We start from the raw sequence: 14919 nt of genomic DNA on the forward strand, positions 1-14919 counted from the left end.
TTGCAGCGCCGAGCTGCCGCATTAGGCTTAATGCCATGATCCGCCCCCTGTTGATTTCATTGCTGTTTCTATTTGTAGCCTGTGGTCGACCTCTAACCGATCACGAGCGCGCATTTGTCAGTAAAATCCACGGTGACACATTGAATCTGGATCGTGTGCGATTGGTAGAGGGTGCCCCCGTCGCAGCGGTTACATTTACCCGCAAAGCCCGCCCTCGGGTTGCCTGCCGTGAACGAATCTTACCACCTGTCAAAGAGGAAACCGTGACCGGCAAACCCGCGGGCGTTGCGCTGTTCAATCATGTATACTTCACGAAGGACTGGTATCTGGACGACTACATGAGCCAGTACCCCGATCAGGTGAACCTGATCGGGGCAATGTTGCTTGCGCATGAATTAACCCATGTCTGGCAGTGGCAAAATCGCAAGACAACTGGTTATCACCCGTTCCGCGCTGCGGCAGAGCATGGCCGGAAGGACGATCCTTACCTGTTCGACCTTGATACTTCGCCCGATTTTCTGGCCTATGGCTACGAACAGCAGGGCGCCATCGTCGAGGAATATGTTTGCTGCCGGGCGCTCGACCCCGACGCACCTCGAACCAAGCGTCTGCACGATATGCTAAGCGCCCAATTTGAAGTCTCGAAATTGCCCGGTAGCAGGCGCGAAAGCTCCGTCCTGATACCCTGGGCGGGCGCAGAGATTAATGGCATCTGTCGCTGAGCTTGTTAGTTTACTTGCAGGGTCTTCAGGTAAGCCACTAGATCCACGATTGGCTTGCTGGTCAGGATTGGCTGCCCTTCCGGCGTTTTGATCGCGGTGTCGTTACCTTCGAAATAGGGGCCATAAACCGGCATCGGGCTGCCATGGCTGACCAACGGTTCGCGCCCGTCAATCCGCGCCACGACGCGCGCTGTCGGAAATACACCATTTGCATCGGCCAGCGTTCTCAGGTTTGTCGGCTGGATCACCAGCACCCCGGCCATTGGCCCATGCCCCGTTGCATCCAGCCCATGACAGGTAGCGCAATAGTGCTGATACAGCTCGGCCCCGGTTTCCACGTCCTGAGCTGAAGAGGCCTGTGGTATCATGGTAAGTACTGTCAGCGCGCCCGCGCCAAGTATTGATCGGATCATCACTTTTCTCCCTCCTGCCTGGCAAATCGAGACTTGCCGGGAGTTCACGCTGGCGCAATGATCCAGATCAACGAAATAGGCGCAGGGACAAAAGGCAATGACACAATACGCAGCCATCATGCTGGCCGCCGGAATCGGCGTTCCCATCCTCGCCGCTCTGAATGCAGCCTTGGGCAGGTTGATCGGCTCACCCAATGCGGCCGCCGTCATCCTGTTCGCGATCGCCTTTGTCGCTTCAGCGCTGGCGCTGTTGGTACTCGGTGGATCCGATGCCTTTGCCAAACTCACCCAAGCCCCCAAACATCTGCTGCTGGGCGGCGTATTAATCGCATTCTATGTGCTTTCAATCACCCATGTGGCCCCACATTTTGGCGTGGGCAATGCGGTGTTCTTCGTCCTGCTGGGCCAGTTGATCAGCACAGCCGCAATTGACCATTTTGGCTTGTTCGGCGCGCAGGTTACGCCGCTGACATTAATGCGGGCCGGAGGCATTACGGTGATGGCAATCGGGGTCGCAATCACTCAGCTGGCCTGAGCACGCCACCCTCCAGCCGCAACATCCGGTCCATCCGCGCCGCCAGATCAAGGTTATGCGTCGCGATCAGCGCCGAAAGCCCCTCATCCCGGACCAGCGCCATAAGGGCCGCAAACACCTGATCCGAGGTATCGGGGTCCAGATTGCCGGTTGGCTCATCCGCCAGCAGCACACGTGGCTGATTTGCCAGTGCCCGGCAGAAGGCCACGCGCTGTTGCTCTCCGCCCGACAAGGCTGCTGGCCGGTGATCTGCGCGCGGAGCGACGCCAACGCGATCAAGCAACTGCATCGCACGGGCTTGCGCTGCTTTCTCGGAAGCACCGTTTGCCAGTTGCGGCAACACGATGTTCTCCAGCGCCGTAAACTCAGGCAACAGATGGTGGAACTGATAGACGAAGCCAACATCGCGCCGACGGATCGCTGTGCGCGTGCGATCCCCTTTGCCCGTCGCGCCCTGCCCTGCGACTTCGACTTCGCCGGTATCCGGGATATCCAGCAGGCCCGCGATATGCAGCAGGGTCGACTTGCCCGCCCCGGATGGCGCAACCAATGCCACAGCCTCACCCGCGCGCAGCTCCAGATCGGCACCGCGCAGAACCTGCACCTCTCCTGGGGTGCCTTGCAGATAGGTCTTGGTCAGACCGCTGAGCCTTAAAGTCACATCACTCATAGCGCAGCGCCTCAACCGGGTTCAGCCGCGCTGCGCGACGAGCCGGGAAATAAGTGACAAGGAAAGACAGGCCAAGTGACAGCCCTATCGCTTTCATGACGTCAGACAGGTGCAATTCGGCGGGCAATGCGTAGATGCCGCGAATGGACGGGTCCCAGACGCCGCCACCCATGACGTAGTTCGCGAAGGAAAAAATCGGGTCGATATAGATAGCGAAGAGGCAGCCCAGTACGACGCCCATCGCTGTTCCGATGATTCCCGTAAAGGCCCCGCAAATGAAGAACACCCGCAGCACTGATCCTTCGCTGAGCCCGATGGTGCGTAAGATACCGATGTCGCGCCCTTTGTTCTTCACCAGCATGATCAACCCCGAGACGATGTTCATTGCTGCAATCAGCACGAGGATCGACAGGATGATGAACATCACATTGTCTTCGACCTCCAGCGCTCGCAGGAATCCTCCTGAGGCATCCTGCCAAGTCCATATCTGGCTGCGCTCACCTGCGGCCTCAAGGATCGGAATCAGGATCGGGGTCAGCTCTTCGGGGCGCTCGACCATCACTTCGATCTCGTCCGCCACGCCTTCACGGTTGAAAAAGCTTTGCGCCTCGGCAAACGGCATGTAGACGCGCGTGCGGTCGATGTCATAGCGCCCGGCAGAAAAGACATAGACCACCTCATAAGCGTTCACGCGGGGAGATGTGCCAAATGCGGTTTTGACACCGTTGGGCGAGGTCAGTTTGACCCGATCCCCCACCGTCGCCCCGATGGCCCGCGCCACCCCCGAGCCGATGGCGATGCCGTCCGGGAACCGTGACAGGTCACCATAGGCCTCTTCGCTTTCTGCAATACCGGGCAACCCGGCCAGATCGTCGGGACGAATGCCAAAGACCTGCACGCCTGAACTGCGGTCCGCATTGGTGATCAGCACCTGCCCTTTGACAAGCGGTGCTGCCCGTTCGACCCCCGGCACCTGCGCGATCCGCTCGGCCATTCCATCGAAATCCGTGATGGTGCGGTCTAGCCGCCCCTGCGCATCGATTTCTCCGGCGGAATACACCGTGACATGTGCGTTGGCCCCAAGAATAGTGCCCACGAATTCTGACCGGAATCCGGACCGAACAGCCAGCGTCGCGATCAGAGCGAACACAGCGAGCGTAATCCCGATCAGCGAGATCCAGGTCATCACGCTAACGCCCCCTTCGGCCCTACGGGCACGGAGGTATCGCCAGGCGATTTTCCATTCGAAAGGGGCAAAGGGCGGGGGAGATTTGGCCATTCCTGCCTCGGGTTCAGATTTTTCGCGACCCTTTCGACATTTCGCCGGATGGTCAAGCCAGTTATCGTGCGGACACCGGTTCGGCGTTACTGCGCCCGATAAAGGGGCGAAAAGAACAGTTTGAAACGAATCATTTGCCCCAAGCGCCAACTCATCAGCGGCAGCGCGAGAAATCACTGGCCGCAAATTATACCAATGGTTGTGAACCCCTTCACAGACAAGGGCTTATTGTTTCAGTTATGAAGTCAATGTGAGATATCAGCACCCGACTGAGTCACAATCGCAACATTCAGGTGCGAAATATTGTTTCACAAATTGATTAGTGTGAGAAACTTTGTCACCCTATTTGTGTGGGGGACACATTTTAAGAGTTTAAGGGCGGAGGCACGCTCATGGGTATTCAAGAACATATGGAAGGTACGGGCCCGATTACTGCCCGTTCAGCAGCAACAGAACTGGATTGCGAAAGCGCCGCATTGTTGCGGGCAGCGATCAGGCCAGTTTTCACAAGCGCAGCAAGCTGGGCCGGGTTGGCCGACATACTGCGGGACAAAGGCTATCGCCTTGCTTTCCGGCAGGGGCGGCTGTGCATCACGGATCGCACCACTGACGAACGCGTCTGTGGATTGCGGTTTCTGGGCTTCGAACTGGCGGAACTTGTACGCCGCTTTGGTCGCCCGATCGTGGTCGCACGCGGCAGCGAAGCGGACGGCGATTTCCTGACCGCACGTCCGACCTCAGCTTCCTGAGCTAAACCGCCGAACGTTGCACCGCCTTGTTCAGGCGATGCCCTCATAGATTTCTGCGATCTTGGTGACGGCCGCTTCGGGGCTGAGTTCCTCACTTTCGCCGGTACGGCGGCTGGTGAGTTCGACCACACCGTTCTTCAGACCACGCGGGCCCACTGTGATGCGCCACGGCAGACCGATCAGGTCCATGGTGGCAAACTTGCCCCCTGCCCGTTCATTCCGATCATCATAAAGCGGCTCAAGCCCCAGCGCAGTCAACGCGCTGTAGAGTTTATCGCACGCCGCGTCCGCCTCTTCATCACCTTGCTTCAAGTTCACAATGCCGCAATGGAATGGAGTCACGCCTTCGGGCCAAATGATGCCCTTATCGTCATGGCTGGCTTCGATGATCGCACCGATCAGGCGGCTAACGCCGATGCCGTGGCTGCCCATATGCACCGGAACCGGCTTGCCATCCGGGCCTTGCACAGTCGCTCCAAGAGCTTCGGAATACTGGGTGCCAAAATAAAAGATCTGCCCCACTTCGATACCACGCGCCACGCGGCGGCGGTTTTCGGGGATTTGGTCAAACAGGGCTTCGTCGTGGGTTTCGTCCGTGCGGGCGTATTTAGAGGTGAACTCTTCGAGGATCGCCTGACACTGTTCGCGGCTATCATAGTCGATCTCACGATCGCCGAAGGTCAGATCGGTTACCGCGCTGTCATAAAAGACCTCGGATTCACCAGTATCGGCCAGAACCAGGAACTCATGCGTGTAGTCACCGCCGATAGGTCCAGAATCAGCGCGCATTGGGATGGCTTGCAGACCCATCCGCTCATAAGTGCGCAGATAGCTGACCAAGTGGCGGTTATAGGCGTGCAGCGCGTCTTCTTTGGTCAGATCGAAATTGTATCCGTCCTTCATGTAGAACTCGCGCCCCCGCATCACGCCGAAACGTGGGCGGATTTCATCGCGGAACTTCCACTGAATCTGATAGAGCGTCAGCGGCAGGTCTTTGTAGCTGCTCACGTGGCCGCGGAAGATGTCGGTCACCAGTTCCTCGGCGGTCGGCGTGTACAGCATATCGCGACCGTGGCGGTCCTGCATGCGCAGCATTTCCTGGCCATAATCGTCATAACGACCGGATTCGCGCCAAAGGTCGGCTGATTGCAGAATCGGCATCTGGATCGCGATGTGCCCAGCCCGCGCCTGCTCTTCATGCACAATGTTCTCCAGCTTGCGCAGAACTTTGAAGCCCAATGGCAACCAGGAATAAATCCCGGCGGCGGCCTGTTTGATCATCCCGGCACGCAGCATCAGCCGGTGGCTGACGATCTGAGCCTCCGAGGGGTTTTCCTTGAGAACGGGCAGAAAGTAACGGCTGAGGCGCATAACGTAACCTTACGGGTGAGAATTTCGCTGCAAGGTGATTATTCCAAAGCCTAGCCGGGGGCAATCGCACATCGGTGTTTTGCGACCCATGCGCAGTCGGTTTTTTGATTGACCCGAGCGTTGGGGTTTTCAATGTTGGCGCAAACGTTAAACCGCGAGGCAGCAATGCAAACAATCACCGAACCCGCCCGCCAGATCCCCGTTGTTCATCAGACAGACGTATTGGTTGTGGGCTCGGGCCCCGCTGGATTGTCAGCAGCGCTGGCTGCCGCACGCGCTGGGGCCGAAGTTTCCTTGATGGATAGATTCGGTTGCATGGGTGGGAATATTACGGCAGTCGGCGTCGAAGGTTTTGCCTGGTATCGCCACGAACAAACTGTCGAGGCCGGAGGCATCGGCATGGAGTTCGAAACCCGCGCCAAAGAGATGGGTGCAGCAGTGCCTGAAAGCCAATCGCTCAGCTACGAACTGGACAGCGAGGGCTTCAAGCTGGTGGCCGACAAGCTGGTTGAAGAGGCTGGCGTCCATCCGATGTTGCACCGGCAATTCGTCGCCCCGATCATGGAGGGGGATCGCATCACTGGGGTGATTACCGAATCCAAAGCGGGACGTGAGGCGATCTTGGCCAAGGTTGTCATCGACGCCACAGGGGATGCAGATGTAGCGCATCGCGCGGGCGCCCCGACCCACAAGACGCCACGCGAGGACATGATGGCGGCCTCAGTGATGTTCCATCTGGCCGGTGTCGATAAACGGGCCTTTATTGAAGGTGTCAAAGCCGACCCGCAGACCTATAAAGACTGGGGTGGCGGTGGCGAATGGAATATCGAAACCTCGGGCAAAGAGGACGACATGTTCTCGCCATTCGTCAAGAAACCCTTCCAGCAGGCGATTGATGAGGGCCTGATACCGGCTCATTTGAACACGATCGCGGGGACCTGGGGGGCGATGCACGATACCGGAGAACTGACTTATATGAACCTGATTCATATGGATCAGATTGACGGAACCGACCCCGACAGCCTGACCTTTGGTGAAATCGAAGGCCGCCGACAGGCGATGCTGGCCATTGATGCCCTTCGCCGTTTCATGCCGGGGTGCGAAAACGCACGTCTACGCAATTTCGGAATGACCATCGGCATTCGGGACACGCGCAAGATCGATGCCGTCTACAACATGACCGAAACCGATGCCCGACATCAGGGCCGGTTCGAGGATTCCATCGGTATCTACCCTGAATTCATCGATGGCTACGGCATTCTGATCTTGCCGACCACGGGGCGATATATGCAGATTCCGTATCGCTCGATGCTGCCCAAAGGGATCAAGGGCCTGTTGGTTGCGGGCCGTTCCCATGGCGCGGATCGGGTCGCTCACGCCGCGACGCGCAACATGTCCTGCTGTGCGGTGATGGGTCAGGGCGCAGGGATCGCTGCGGCGTTATCCTTGAAAAGCAATCAAGATCTCGACAGCATGAACCTTGTTCCTGTGCATCAGGAACTGGAACGACAAGGCGTGAGAATTAACTGATGGAGCGTATTCCAACCATAGATATCAGCCCGCTGACTGATCCTTCTGGTCCGCTGTATCAGGCAACGGTCGCGCAGATCATGGATGCCTGCACCAGCATCGGGTTTCTATCGATCACAGGGACAGGCATCGCGCCTGAGCACATCGAGCAGGTGCGCGAGTGTGTCAGTGCGATCTTTGATATCGACGAGGCCCGAAAATGGGATCAGGCCATCACCCGCGAAAACTATCGTGGGTACATTCCGATGGGGTTCTTCACGCCCAATGACGGCTCGGGCGCGGCGGATAAGTACGAAGGGTACAAGCTGCATTTCGAAGCAGCCGAAGATGCGCCGATCCGGGTTGAATGCGCACTTTACGGCCCGAATATCTGGCCCCGAGAAGTGCCCCAGGCCCGCGCGGTAATACTGGATTACTGGCTACAGCTTGATGGCGTGACAGATCTTTTGCTGGGTGCATTGGAAGTGGGGTTAAAAATCCCGCCCAACACACTACGCGACGCCTTCCGCGACCCGATGACCAACATGACCCTGCTACACTATCCGCCACAATCCCCGGATGAGCTTGGCTATGGAATTCATCCGCATAAGGACACCGACGCGCTGACAATAATCGCTCCCGATCCGGTCGGAGGACTTGAGGTGCAGACCCGCACCGGCGGCTGGATCACACCGGACTGCCCGCCCGGCGGCTTCGTGGTCAATATCGGCGACATGCTGGAACTGTGGTCGGGCGGGCGGTTGAAATCGACCCCGCATCGCGTGGTTAATCGATCCGGGCGTGAACGCTATTCCTTCCCTTATTTCGCCGTTCCGCGCCACGATGTGGTGGTTGCGCCACTGCTGCCTGCCCTGCCCGGCTTTGATCGCCCGAAGGTACATTGCGGACACTGGTCGGCGGAAATCTGGCGCACCAACTGGCCTGATGAAATGGCCACAGGTGAGACACCGGAACTGGGTACTCTGACAGACTAGGGTATAAAAATCGCTCGCCATGAACCGCTTGCATCGCCGGGCGTCATGGGCCAAGAACACGGCAATGCTGTGCAAACGAGGGATTGCGCCATGGCCTTGCCGGTGAAGGATCAGCTTAGATACTGGGGCATTGCCGCCGCTGTTTTCGTGCTGCTTTTGTACCTGTTGGGCGATGTCTTGCTGCCCTTTGTGATCGGTGGTGCGATTGCATATTTCCTTGATCCCGTTGCGGACCGCCTGGAAACACTCGGCCTTTCGCGCATGGCTGCGACCGGGATCATTACCGTTGTCGGCGTGTTTGGTTTTGTTTTGATGATTCTTATGGTTGTGCCCGCGTTGATCACACAGCTACTGGATCTGATTGATGTTTTGCCAAGCCTTTTTAAAGAACTGCGCGCCTTTATTGAGAAACAATTCCCGGCTTTGCTCGATCGCGAATCAAATACCCACCAGATGCTGGTGTCATTTGGCGAGACGCTGAAATCAAAAACCGGCGATGTGCTGCAAACCGTTCTGGCCTCATTGGGTTCAGCGATAAATGTTGTCGTCCTGTTGGTTATCGTACCGGTTGTCGCGGTTTATCTGCTGATGGATTGGGATCGCATGATCACCCGGATCGGAGAGCTCTTGCCCCGTGATCACGCCCCCACGATCAAACGACTTGCTGGTGAAATCGACGCCGTTCTTGCCTCATTCGTGCGTGGAATGGGTACCGTCTGCCTGATCCTCGGCACCTACTATGCTGTCGCATTGATGCTGGTCGGTCTGCAATTCGGCCTGATCGTCGGCTTCATTGCAGGGCTGGTAACCTTCATCCCCTATTTGGGCGCCCTGATCGGAGGCACCCTGGCCATAGGCCTGGCCCTGTTTCAGTTCTGGGGGGATTGGGCACATATCGGTTTGGTCGCCGGTATTTTTGCTATCGGACAGGTGACCGAGGGCAACTTCCTGACGCCCAAACTCGTCGGTAGTTCGGTGGGCCTGCACCCGGTCTGGCTGCTGCTGGCCTTGTCGGTCTTCGGCGCGCTGTTCGGCTTCGTCGGAATGCTGATCGCAGTACCTGTAGCGGCTGCCTTGGGTGTGCTGGCACGGTTTGCGACCGAGCAGTATCTGCACAGCCGCCTATATACCGGGCTTGAAGGGCTCAATCAGGAAGACGAATAAATGGCCATGCAGCTCAGCTTTGATCTGCCGTCCAAGACTGCCTTGGGCCGCGAAGACTTTTTCGTCTCGCCTGCTAATGCGCTAGCTGTTGCGATGATCTCTGCCACCTCATGGCCTGGCAACAAACTGGTGCTGAGCGGCCCTGCAGGATCGGGCAAGACCCATCTGGCGCATGTCTGGGCCGGCGAGACCGGCGGTCGAATCGTACAAGCCGCCGCGCTTCGATATGACGACGTGCCGGACCTGGCGCGCGGTCCGGTGGCGGTCGAAGATGTGCCAGTAATCGCGGCGGACGTCGAGCAGCAGAAAACTCTGTTCCATTTGCACAATCTGGTTCTGGCCGAGGGCCACGCCTTGCTGATGACCGGGCGCACGACGCCGAAACTGTGGCATCTGCCGCTGGCCGATCTGCAAAGCCGGGCCGAAGGTGCGCATCATGTGTCGCTTGAAGGACCGGACGATGCGTTGCTGGGCGCAGTGCTGGCGAAGCTATTCACCGACCGGCAGCTCAATCCGGGGCCTGATGTCATAGCCTATCTGGTCAAGCACATGAATCGCAGCTTTGAAACCGCCGCCCGCGTCGTCGAACAGCTGGACGAAATTGCGCTGACCGAAAAACGCGACATCACCCGTGCGCTGGCGGTGCGTCTATTGAACACAGAAGCCGAACAATCGGATGCCTGCAATTGACCGGACAAGGGTGATCTCGCATCCTGTCGCGCAAAAGACCTGGGGACACCATGACCAAGATTGCCGAGACTGATTTCCCGGATCACGGGCTGTTCGGAAGGCCGCTGTTCGAAGATCCGGGCGCCCGTGCACTTTCCCGGGTCGGGGTTGTCGATATCGGATCGAACTCGGTCCGGATGGTGATTTTTGACGGCGCGGCGCGCTCACCGGCCTATTTCTACAATGAAAAGGTGATGTGCGAACTGGGCGCCGGCCTGTCAGAGACCGGCCGACTGAACCCTGAAGGTCGCAAACGGGCGCTGGCTGCCTTGCACAGGTTTCAGCATCTTGCCAGAGACCTCGGCCTGCCCGCCCTGCACGCGGTCGCCACCGCTGCGGTGCGCGAGGCCAGCGATGGACCGGATTTCTGCGCGCAGGCAAAAGCCGAAACCGGCCTGATCATCAACGTTGTCGATGGCGAGGAAGAAGCACGGCTCTCAGCTCAGGGCGTGCTGCTGGGTTGGCCCGGAGCTTATGGGCTGATCTGCGACATCGGTGGCTCGTCCGTCGAACTCGCTGAGATCGGAGGCGGCAAGGTCGGACGTCGCATGACTTCGCCCCTGGGGCCGCTCAAGCTGCGCGATATCAAAGGCGGTCGCCGGGCGCGTAAGGAGCATATCAAGAAGACGCTGGAAGAGATGCGCGACCGGATGGGCCCTCAACGTGATCGGCTGTTTCTGGTCGGCGGCAGTTGGCGCGCCTTCGCACGTCTGGACATGTTGCGCCGAGGCTATCCGCTGAACGTGCTGCACGAATACCGCATGACACAAAGTCAGGTACGCGAGACCATCAAGTTCATCGAACAGAATGATCCTGATGAATTGCGCGCATTGGCCGGTGTGTCGGGATCGCGTATGGCATTGATCCCCTATGCAATGGATGTGCTTTCACGCCTGATCCGCACGTTCAAACCAAAGGACATCGCGATTTCAAGCTACGGCATCCGCGAAGGATTGCTGTATGAACAGATGCCGCAACGCCTGCGCGACCGGGATCCTTTGATCGAAGCCTGCCGGTTTGCCGAAGCGAAAGACGCGCGCTTGCCCGGTTTCGGCAAACACCTGTTCGATTTTGTCATGCCCTTGTTCCGTTCGGCGCCGGAACCGATGCTGCGCCTGATCAAGGCAGCTTGTCTGCTGCACGACGTTAGTTGGCGTGCGCATCCAGATTACCGGGCCGAGGCCTGTTTCGAATATGTCACCCGCGCCAACATGAGCGGGATCAAACATTCCGAGCGGATCTTTATCGGGCTCGCTTTGCAACACCGATATCGCAACAAACGTGAAGGGAGCCGCTTTACCGAGCTTTACGAACTGCTCGAAGAACGCGGCCAAGAACAGGCCGAAATCCTAGGCAAAGCACTACGGTTCGGAGCGATGCTTTGGATGCAGCACGACGCAGCCATGGGCAAGATGCGTTACTATCCCAAAAAACAAAAGCTCGAACTGCGTCTGCCCAAATCGGCAGGCGCATTGTTCAACGAAGTCGCCGAGGCCCGTTTTAACTCGTTGGCCGGCGCGCTGAAATCAGAACCCAAAGTGATCATTCGCGGATAATCAGATATCGGTATAACCGTTAGAAGTCTCTTCTTCCGGCACAACTTCTTCGGGCTGATCTTTGGGCTTCTTGCGGATGATAATGTCGCCGTTTGGTAACATCTCGGGCGATTCATACGCGCTCCAATCCTGCACCTGAGCAGCCAACTCAGCCAGCGCCGGACCCATTTCCCGCATGAAAGACTGCAAAGCCGGACCAAATTGGTCCGCAAATCCACGCAGGTCTTCGATCGTGGGCTCCATCTCTTGCCGCAAGCCTTCCAGAAACAACTCGGCACCCCGCTCCATCAGCGACTTACCCGAATCGTCCTGTGCTTGGGCAGGCAGGGCCAAGGCAGTACAAATAGCGCTGATCAGCATGAGACGTAGCATAGCTTGAATATAAGCGAGCGTGCCGAGTGTTGAAAGGTCAGAGGTCGATATCCAACGTCACCGGGAAGTGGTCGGATGCGGTTAGCAAGGCATCCCTCAGCTCGGGGTTGCCCCAGCAGGCGGCATCGCGAAACGGATGCCAGATGCGCCAGTTCGGGTGGTGGGTGCGCAAATCCTCGCTAATCATGATGTAGTCCAACAACGCCTCAAGATACCGTCCCTCATTAGGCCGCGCAAATCGTGCAGTTGCCGGAACGGAACCGGGGCGCAGTTCCAATGCCCTTGCTGCATGAGGATCATAGAGCCCCGCCTGCAACAATATCTCGACCGACGATCGACCGAAGAGGTGTTCGAACTCGTCCAGCCCGGGTCCGTCATTGAGATCGCCCAGCAAAATCACCGGCTCTTGCTCCGTCAAATGATGTCGGACCCGTCGACCCAGCCATACCGCCTGCGCCAACTGCTTACGGCGATTGGCAATCGAAATTCGTATCATCTCATCCCGCGATGCAGCGCCATGGGGCGCTTTGGACTTCAGATGCGCCCCGATCAGTCGAAACTCCTGCCCTGAGGTTGTTTGGATCGCCAATTCCATCGGAGGCTTTGAAAACCGAACAAGATCCTCGGTCGCATCCACATCCAGGTCGATCCGGAACTCGGCATCGAAACGCGGCGCGTTCTCAGCCTCCCTTGCGTCGTGTTTGGCTGTAAGAATTTCGGGATCATAAAGCAGGGCCAATTCCTGATGTGTATCATTGGGAAATCCCATGATTGCATGGCTTGTACGCAGACCGAACGCCTCGGCAAATCGCTGCAAGGCACGGACGGTATTCTGAGACTTGCCTGTGTTGGGGGCTTCGACGATCAGCATCGCATCGGCATCGATCGCCGTCAGCACCTTTGCGATCGCCTCAACCTGCCGGGCCTTGGTCACATCGTGACGCCCTGACCAGCTGCCATCGACAATCAGGCTGTCTTTGCGATCAAACAGGTTGGCGAACCATTCGATATTGTAGGTCGCCAACCGCACGGATCAGACCCGAGCGCCATTGATTTCATCCCAGGCGCGGTTGATGTCAATCATCTTTTTCTCGGCCAGCCGCACCGCCTCTTCCGGAACGCCGCGTGCCAGCATCGCATCGGGGTGAGTTTCTCGCACCAGTTGCCGCCAAACCTTGCGAATTTCGGTCAGAGGAGCGTCGCGGGGAACGCCCAGAACCGTATAGGGGTCTTTCGGCGCATCCGGTACGAAACGCGCGCGCAGGGCCATGAACTGAGCGTCGGTCTGGCCGAAAATGCGGCTGACTTCTTCCAAAAACTCGTTTTCGTTCGGATGGTAGAACCCGTCCGCCATGGCAATGTGAAACAGCCCTTCCATCAAATCGCACAGGGTGGTGCTATCTTCGGCGAACATGCGGGCAATCCGGCGGGCATAGTCCTGATATCCAGCAACGTCTGTCCGTGCCATGTCAAAGACCTTGGCCGCCCCGTCTTCATCTTCGGGCGCGATCTGGAACACTTCACGGAAAGCCGTCACCTCATCCCGCGTCACCTGACCGTCGGCCTTGGCCATCTTGGCGCCAAGCGCCACGACAGCAATCGCAAAGGCCACCGAACGTTCTGGCGGCGTGCGCAGTTTCTCAAACACCGCAGTCAGGCTTTCGCCCTGGGCAAGCGCGTTCAGCGCGTCGGCTATTCTGGACCAGATCGACATGGGCGCACCCTAGCGTGCCTTGTCACGACTGTCAGGTGCGACAGATGACTGCGGGCCGAGTATTTTCTGCATCAGGACAAGATCCAGCCGCTGCCCCCATTTGAACCCCACTTCAGGCATGCGTCCCACCTGCTTGAAGCCAATTGCCTTATGGAAGGCGATGGCTGCGGGGTTGGCCGATGAAATGCCCGCCACCAAGACATGCACGTTATCCTCCCGCGCGATGGCTTCAAGAGCCTCCATCAACGAACGGCCAACATTCTGGCCTCTGGCTTCGGGTGCCAACTGTATCGAATGTTCGCGGCACTGCGCATATCCCGGTCCCGAGCGGAAGGTGCCATAGGTCGCAAACCCCTCGACGGCACCACTGCGCTCGGCGACCAAGAAGGCGGGACCTCTGCTTTCGATCTCTGCCACCACGCTTTCAACGCTGCGTTCATCGGTGGTGAAAGTGACCAGCGTATCACGGATAATCACGTTTGCTATCGCCGCAATCGCGGATGCATCCTGGGCTCTGGCCTGCCGGATGTTCATTCCAGCACGCGTAGCCCGTGCGGGGTATCGATTTCAGCGCGCAAAGCAGCCGGGCCGCTGTCAAACGCGACATGCTCCAACGCCCCCAGACCTTTGGCTAAGTCGATTGCATCCGGATGGCACACTATAAGGCGGCGTAACCGGCAGCCACTGTCCTGAAGCATTTGCGCCGGATGCAGATCACCCTTCCACTCGATAAGCGCCGGAAAGAGGTTGTCAAATGGCAGACGTCCATTTGGGGGGACTGCCATACGCCAGCGCAGCGCGCCTCGGTTCAGATCGATAGGTTGTCCGACGCCGTCGGGGAAAACGGTCAGTGACGCTTCGATATCCGGAACCCGGCAAATCCAGTTGGTCAGGCGGGGTGATCCGGTGAACCGGTCCAGATCGAACCAGCGCGTCCTTTGCGGTTTGGAGGCTTCGGGGTCGATCGCAATCGCCTCCAGATAGAGCCCATCCCGCAAGCCCAGAAGTCGATTATACGTTCCGAATTTTTCGTGCTTGCCGCCGTCCTGAAGCCGCACGCCCAGCGCCTGTTCGATATGGTCAGAAGCTTCTTCAAGCGTTTCGCCCGCAACAGCCAGATGATCCAGTAACATGAAGACGC

General features: G+C 58.1%; 17 protein-coding genes. 8 read left to right on the forward strand and 9 right to left on the reverse strand.

Annotated features, from left to right (window positions below; all coding sequences use genetic code 11):
- The first annotated feature begins 35 nt into the window (after nt 1–35).
- Nucleotides 36–722, forward strand: a complete 687-nt coding sequence (locus ACR0DK_RS00995; protein WP_223116794.1) for a hypothetical protein — start codon at nt 36–38, stop codon at nt 720–722.
- A gap of 5 nt (nt 723–727) precedes the next feature.
- Here ACR0DK_RS00995 and ACR0DK_RS01000 read toward each other — a convergent pair whose 3' ends face one another.
- Nucleotides 728–1135 (reverse strand): c-type cytochrome, encoded by a 408-nt coding sequence (locus tag ACR0DK_RS01000; RefSeq protein WP_170392112.1) that lies wholly within the window; start codon nt 1133–1135, stop codon nt 728–730.
- 97 nt (nt 1136–1232) lie between these two features.
- On the opposite strand from ACR0DK_RS01000, the gene ACR0DK_RS01005 reads away from it, so the two are divergent.
- Nucleotides 1233–1670 (forward strand): DMT family transporter, encoded by a 438-nt coding sequence (locus tag ACR0DK_RS01005; protein WP_170420778.1) that lies wholly within the window; start codon nt 1233–1235, stop codon nt 1668–1670.
- Here ACR0DK_RS01005 and ACR0DK_RS01010 read toward each other — a convergent pair.
- Nucleotides 1654–2340 carry an ABC transporter ATP-binding protein gene (locus ACR0DK_RS01010; protein WP_170392116.1) on the reverse strand — a complete coding sequence of 229 codons (687 nt, stop codon included), beginning with the start codon at nt 2338–2340 and terminating at the stop codon, nt 1654–1656. The genes ACR0DK_RS01005 and ACR0DK_RS01010 overlap by 17 nt on opposite strands.
- Complete coding sequence (locus tag ACR0DK_RS01015) at nt 2333–3619, reverse strand: lipoprotein-releasing ABC transporter permease subunit (RefSeq protein ID WP_480734581.1); 1287 nt, start codon at nt 3617–3619, stop codon at nt 2333–2335. The genes ACR0DK_RS01010 and ACR0DK_RS01015 overlap by 8 nt, the downstream gene beginning before the upstream one ends.
- Before the next feature lie 392 nt (nt 3620–4011).
- Between ACR0DK_RS01015 and ACR0DK_RS01020 the strand changes: the two genes are divergently transcribed.
- Nucleotides 4012–4368, forward strand: coding sequence for a hypothetical protein (locus tag ACR0DK_RS01020; RefSeq protein ID WP_170563856.1), 357 nt, complete (start codon nt 4012–4014; stop codon nt 4366–4368).
- 30 nt (nt 4369–4398) lie between these two features.
- On the opposite strand, the gene proS is transcribed toward ACR0DK_RS01020, so the two are convergent.
- Nucleotides 4399–5739, reverse strand: coding sequence for a proline--tRNA ligase (gene proS / locus ACR0DK_RS01025; RefSeq protein ID WP_170818770.1), 1341 nt, complete (start codon nt 5737–5739; stop codon nt 4399–4401).
- Nucleotides 5740–5871: 132 nt separating this feature from the next.
- Between proS and ACR0DK_RS01030 the strand changes: the two genes are divergently transcribed.
- From ACR0DK_RS01030 to ACR0DK_RS01050, 5 genes are all read left to right on the forward strand, one after another.
- Entirely contained in the window at nt 5872–7269 is a 1398-nt protein-coding gene (locus ACR0DK_RS01030) for an FAD-dependent oxidoreductase (RefSeq protein WP_170594715.1), read from the forward strand.
- Nucleotides 7269–8243 (forward strand): isopenicillin N synthase family oxygenase, encoded by a 975-nt coding sequence (locus tag ACR0DK_RS01035; RefSeq protein ID WP_170401499.1) that lies wholly within the window; start codon nt 7269–7271, stop codon nt 8241–8243. The genes ACR0DK_RS01030 and ACR0DK_RS01035 overlap by 1 nt, the downstream gene beginning before the upstream one ends.
- A gap of 90 nt (nt 8244–8333) precedes the next feature.
- The gene (locus tag ACR0DK_RS01040) at nt 8334–9407 is read left to right on the forward strand and encodes an AI-2E family transporter (protein WP_170392915.1); all 1074 of its coding nucleotides are present in this window, start codon (nt 8334–8336) and stop codon (nt 9405–9407) included.
- Nucleotides 9408–10097 carry an HdaA/DnaA family protein gene (locus tag ACR0DK_RS01045; protein WP_170392125.1) on the forward strand — a complete coding sequence of 230 codons (690 nt, stop codon included), beginning with the start codon at nt 9408–9410 and terminating at the stop codon, nt 10095–10097. It begins immediately after the preceding gene.
- Nucleotides 10098–10147: 50 nt separating this feature from the next.
- A complete protein-coding gene (locus ACR0DK_RS01050) occupies nt 10148–11692 on the forward strand; it encodes a Ppx/GppA family phosphatase (protein ID WP_170732939.1) in 1545 nt (514 codons plus the stop codon).
- Here ACR0DK_RS01050 and ACR0DK_RS01055 read toward each other — a convergent pair whose 3' ends face one another.
- Genes ACR0DK_RS01055 through ACR0DK_RS01075 form a run of 5 tightly spaced genes read right to left on the reverse strand, consistent with a single transcriptional unit; the run spans nt 11693 to nt 14911 of the window.
- Entirely contained in the window at nt 11693–12064 is a 372-nt protein-coding gene (locus tag ACR0DK_RS01055) for a hypothetical protein (protein ID WP_170512319.1), read from the reverse strand.
- Between the two features lie 37 nt (nt 12065–12101).
- The gene (locus ACR0DK_RS01060; RefSeq protein WP_480734582.1) at nt 12102–13094 is read right to left on the reverse strand and encodes an endonuclease/exonuclease/phosphatase family protein; all 993 of its coding nucleotides are present in this window, start codon (nt 13092–13094) and stop codon (nt 12102–12104) included.
- Between the two features lie 3 nt (nt 13095–13097).
- Nucleotides 13098–13778: a molecular chaperone DjiA gene (locus ACR0DK_RS01065; RefSeq protein ID WP_170392133.1), complete on the reverse strand. Its 681-nt coding sequence runs from the start codon at nt 13776–13778 to the stop codon at nt 13098–13100.
- A gap of 9 nt (nt 13779–13787) precedes the next feature.
- A complete protein-coding gene (locus tag ACR0DK_RS01070; RefSeq protein ID WP_480734583.1) occupies nt 13788–14312 on the reverse strand; it encodes an N-acetyltransferase family protein in 525 nt (174 codons plus the stop codon).
- Nucleotides 14309–14911: a VOC family protein gene (locus ACR0DK_RS01075; protein WP_480734584.1), complete on the reverse strand. Its 603-nt coding sequence runs from the start codon at nt 14909–14911 to the stop codon at nt 14309–14311. Before ACR0DK_RS01075 ends, ACR0DK_RS01070 begins: the two co-directional genes overlap by 4 nt.
- Nucleotides 14912–14919 lie beyond the last annotated feature (8 nt).

The organism is Ruegeria sp. CE6 (genome assembly GCF_056537485.1).

Coding starts and splice junctions, on each gene's coding strand:
- ACR0DK_RS00995 (WP_223116794.1), top strand. CDS start 36: ATGATCCGCCCCCTGTTGATTTCATTGCTGTTTCTATTTGTAGCCTGT.
- ACR0DK_RS01000 (WP_170392112.1), bottom strand. CDS start 1,135: ATGATCCGATCAATACTTGGCGCGGGCGCGCTGACAGTACTTACCATG.
- ACR0DK_RS01005 (WP_170420778.1), top strand. CDS start 1,233: ATGACACAATACGCAGCCATCATGCTGGCCGCCGGAATCGGCGTTCCC.
- ACR0DK_RS01010 (WP_170392116.1), bottom strand. CDS start 2,340: ATGAGTGATGTGACTTTAAGGCTCAGCGGTCTGACCAAGACCTATCTG.
- ACR0DK_RS01015 (WP_480734581.1), bottom strand. CDS start 3,619: ATGGCCAAATCTCCCCCGCCCTTTGCCCCTTTCGAATGGAAAATCGCC.
- ACR0DK_RS01020 (WP_170563856.1), top strand. CDS start 4,012: ATGGGTATTCAAGAACATATGGAAGGTACGGGCCCGATTACTGCCCGT.
- proS (WP_170818770.1), bottom strand. CDS start 5,739: ATGCGCCTCAGCCGTTACTTTCTGCCCGTTCTCAAGGAAAACCCCTCG.
- ACR0DK_RS01030 (WP_170594715.1), top strand. CDS start 5,872: ATGTTGGCGCAAACGTTAAACCGCGAGGCAGCAATGCAAACAATCACC.
- ACR0DK_RS01035 (WP_170401499.1), top strand. CDS start 7,269: ATGGAGCGTATTCCAACCATAGATATCAGCCCGCTGACTGATCCTTCT.
- ACR0DK_RS01040 (WP_170392915.1), top strand. CDS start 8,334: ATGGCCTTGCCGGTGAAGGATCAGCTTAGATACTGGGGCATTGCCGCC.
- ACR0DK_RS01045 (WP_170392125.1), top strand. CDS start 9,408: ATGGCCATGCAGCTCAGCTTTGATCTGCCGTCCAAGACTGCCTTGGGC.
- ACR0DK_RS01050 (WP_170732939.1), top strand. CDS start 10,148: ATGACCAAGATTGCCGAGACTGATTTCCCGGATCACGGGCTGTTCGGA.
- ACR0DK_RS01055 (WP_170512319.1), bottom strand. CDS start 12,064: ATGCTACGTCTCATGCTGATCAGCGCTATTTGTACTGCCTTGGCCCTG.
- ACR0DK_RS01065 (WP_170392133.1), bottom strand. CDS start 13,778: ATGTCGATCTGGTCCAGAATAGCCGACGCGCTGAACGCGCTTGCCCAG.
- ACR0DK_RS01070 (WP_480734583.1), bottom strand. CDS start 14,312: ATGAACATCCGGCAGGCCAGAGCCCAGGATGCATCCGCGATTGCGGCG.
- ACR0DK_RS01075 (WP_480734584.1), bottom strand. CDS start 14,911: ATGTTACTGGATCATCTGGCTGTTGCGGGCGAAACGCTTGAAGAAGCT.